The sequence below is a fragment of the Polaribacter sp. OB-PA-B3 genome, from assembly GCF_054589375.1.
In genome coordinates, this window is sequence record NZ_BAAIIX010000020.1 from 1 (window position 1) to 572 (window position 572).

At 30.1% G+C, this 572-nt stretch carries 1 protein-coding gene; it reads right to left on the reverse strand.

Annotated features, from left to right (window positions below; genetic code table 11):
* On the reverse strand, nt 1–572 hold a 572-nt coding region (locus tag ACYPV9_RS14230; protein WP_459744832.1), incomplete at both ends, for a transposase.

Consider the following 572-nt stretch of genomic DNA (forward strand, 5'->3'; position numbering starts at 1 on the left):
TCTATTTTCTTTCTTTTTAATATTTGAGTATATACATTACTGCAATATTGTATTCCTCTGTCTGAATGATGAATAAGCCCATTAATGTTTTTAGCTTTATAAATCGCCTTATTAAACGCTCTCACACAACCTTTTAATTCTAAGCTATCACTCAGGTCGTAACCGACAATTTTTCGAGAGTACATATCTGTTATTAAAGCCAGGTAACAAAACCCTTTTACGGTTCTAATGTATGTGATATCAGATACCCAAACCTGGTTAGCTCTGGTAACTTCTAAGTCTTTTATGATGTTATTATACTTATAAAAACGATGATAAGAGTTAGTAGTTCTAGCACTTGTTTTCTTTCTAAGTGTTAGCATTTGGTGTTTTCTAAGGACATTAAATAAAGTATCTCTACCAACTTTAATATTTACTTTATTAAAATCTATATCTAAAGATTTAATAAGCTTACGCACACCCTCTCTAGGAAGAGATTTGCGTCTTTTTCTAACAATATTTATAATCTGTTGTTCTAGTATTAAACGTTTATCAGCTCTAGATTTGTATTTATAATACGCATCACGTTTAAG